The following is a 2403-nucleotide window of genomic DNA, read 5'->3' as shown; positions in this document are numbered from 1 at the left end:
TCATAATCAATTTTTGTAAGGTCAATTTTTTCGTTGATCAGACGACTTGTTGAATGGAGCATCTCTGCCAGTTCCAGAGGAGCTTTCTGTCCTTTGTTTGGTCCGACTTTGATTTCTGCAAACGCGTCTGGATTATAATCCGGATGGAATTTCTCAAGAAGAGCGTCTTTCTCTTCAGCTGTCAGACGTCTTGGCTCTGTTGCCATACGCTGTGCTCTTGTAGCCTCTACCTTTTTGATGGATTCCATCATATTTTCTGGATATGGTGCATACATGTTTTACGCCCTCCCTATTTCTCAATTTCTCTGTTGTTGTAAAGTTCCTGCATGTCTGTGATTGGTTTCTGCATGATCTGCTCGATCAGATCATCATATTTACCTTCGTGGATTTCTTCTACACGTTTCTCCAGATGTTCGCTCTTAGGCGCGATATATTTACCTGTGAGACGTCTTGCCAGAAGACCTACCATCGGGTGAGAAATGCCGGCCGGACATCTTACGGAACAGCATCCGCAGCTTACGCAGTCAAAAGATTCTTCTGCGCATTTTTCCAGTTCACCTCTCTGCGCATATGCAATGTACTGCATTACATTTAAGTCCTGAGTACATGCTTTTGTACAGGCATTACATCCGATACAGCTGTAGATTTCCGGATAGAGTTCCATCATTACCTGCTGATTCGGTTTCAGGTCTTCGATGTTGTAGAGTCTCTTATCTGTAGGGAAGAACGGGATGCTTGCTACATACATTCCTTCCTGTACCTGTGTCTGACAGGCAAGACATGTTTTCAGCTCGTTTTCACCTTTGATTCTGTAGATTGTTGCGCAGGCTCCGCAGAATCCGTGTCTGCAGCCGCATCCTCTCTTTAATGTATAACCGGCATATTCCATGGCAGTCATAATTGTAAGTTCTGCAGGTACGCTGTATTTCTTACCGAAAAAATATACGTTTACCATATTCTTTTCCATTTGAGATTACCAGTCCTTTCTATATATATCATCTGTCGTCAGCAGCACATACAAGCTCGAATCCGCTACGCTACTTCTCGCTTGAGGGCGTTCGCCCTACAGAATGTTCTGTGAAAGAATGCTTATATGCAAGCATGACGCATTCCTTCACATCACTTTCTGCACTGCTCATTGCTTATCAATATTCTGCAGGTAATTCATCAATCTCGTCGCATCTGAATACCGGACCGTCTTTGCAGACGTATTTGGAACCGATATTGCAACGGCCGCATTTACCGATACCGCATTTCATACGAAGCTCCAGAGTTGTGTAAACCTGTTCTCTGGAGAAGCCCAGTTCTTCCAGTCCTGCAAGAACGAACTTGATCATGATCGGCGGTCCGCAGACAAGTGCTGTTTTGTTTGTATCGAATCCAATCTCTTTCAGATAAGAAGGAACGAATCCAACGTGTCCGTCCCAGCCTTCCTGTTCACGGTCGATTGTCAGATAAACATTAACTCCCTCTGCTTTCATCCAGACTTCCTGGATTTCTTTTAACTGTACCAGGTCATCTGCGGAACGGGAACCATAGAGGATATCTACTGTTCCGTAATCTGCACGGTTATCCAGTACATAGTTGATAACAGAACGAAGAGGTGCAAGTCCGATACCACCTGCGATAAACAGAAGGTTTTTACCTTTTAATTTATCTTCTACAGGGAAATGATTTCCGTATGGTCCACGGACTGTGATCTCATCTCCAACCTGAAGGCTGTGGAGATAATCGGTCAGTGCACCGCACTTCTTAATACTGAATTCCTGATATTCTTTATTTGTAGGTGAAGAAGTAATGGAAAACATACCTTCACTTACACCTGGTGCGCAGACCATTGCACACTGGCCAGGCATATGTTCAAAAAGTTTTCCTCCTTCAGGAGCATTTACACGGAATGTTTTAACATCCGGTGTCTCCTGACGGATATCTGTGATCACACCAACCTTCGGGATCAGTGTGTCTAATGTGTAGTTTTTATGGCAGGTACATTCGCTCATTATTTTTCACCTCCCTGATTTTCAAAAGCTTTGATGACTTTTACGATATTTAAGGATGATGGGCATTTCTCAACGCAGCGGCCGCATCCTACACATGAGAACATTCCATTGTTGTTTACCGGATAGTAAACAAGTTTATGCATGAATCTCTGACGGAAACGCTGCATCTGGCTGTTACGGTTATTTCCGTGTGCCATCATTGTAAAGTCAGAGTACATACAGGAATCCCAGCAGCGGTAACGCTGTACGCCGTGTCCTGTGTCATAATCTTTGATATCATAGCACTGGCAGGTAGGGCATACGAATGTACAGGTACCACATGCCAGACATGGTTTGTAAAGTTCTTCCCATACAGGAGAGTTAAAACGGTCCATGTAATCTTCCTGTCCCCATCCTTCCAGAG

At 44.0% G+C, this 2403-nt stretch carries 3 protein-coding genes and 1 pseudogene; all 4 read right to left on the bottom strand.

Translation table 11 applies throughout. The annotated features are described in order from the left end of the window. Positions 1 to 275 (bottom strand): annotated as a pseudogene (locus AC075J_RS10560) (succinate dehydrogenase/fumarate reductase flavoprotein subunit); the annotation flags it as partial. 14 nt (positions 276 to 289) lie between these two features. Further along, entirely contained in the window at positions 290 to 967 is a 678-nt protein-coding gene (locus AC075J_RS10555; protein ID WP_008703029.1) for a 2Fe-2S iron-sulfur cluster-binding protein, read from the bottom strand. 178 nt (positions 968 to 1145) lie between these two features. Then, a complete protein-coding gene (locus AC075J_RS10550) occupies positions 1146 to 2000 on the bottom strand; it encodes an FAD/NAD(P)-binding protein (protein ID WP_022380684.1) in 855 nt (284 codons plus the stop codon). After that, on the bottom strand, positions 2000 to 2403 hold a 404-nt coding region (locus AC075J_RS10545; RefSeq protein ID WP_476390310.1), incomplete at its 5' end, for a 4Fe-4S dicluster domain-containing protein. The genes AC075J_RS10545 and AC075J_RS10550, both read right to left, overlap by 1 nt.

Source organism: Blautia sp. ZXY-1-C6 (genome assembly GCF_056339875.1).
The sequence above is the reverse complement of the archived record's forward strand: the minus strand, read 5'-3'. Positions and strand labels throughout refer to the sequence as shown.

Bases quoted from the DNA above. Each gene is read 5' to 3' on its own strand.
- AC075J_RS10555 (WP_008703029.1), bottom strand. From the start codon at position 967: ATGGAAAAGAATATGGTAAACGTATATTTTTTCGGTAAGAAATACAGC.
- AC075J_RS10550 (WP_022380684.1), bottom strand. From the start codon at position 2,000: ATGAGCGAATGTACCTGCCATAAAAACTACACATTAGACACACTGATC.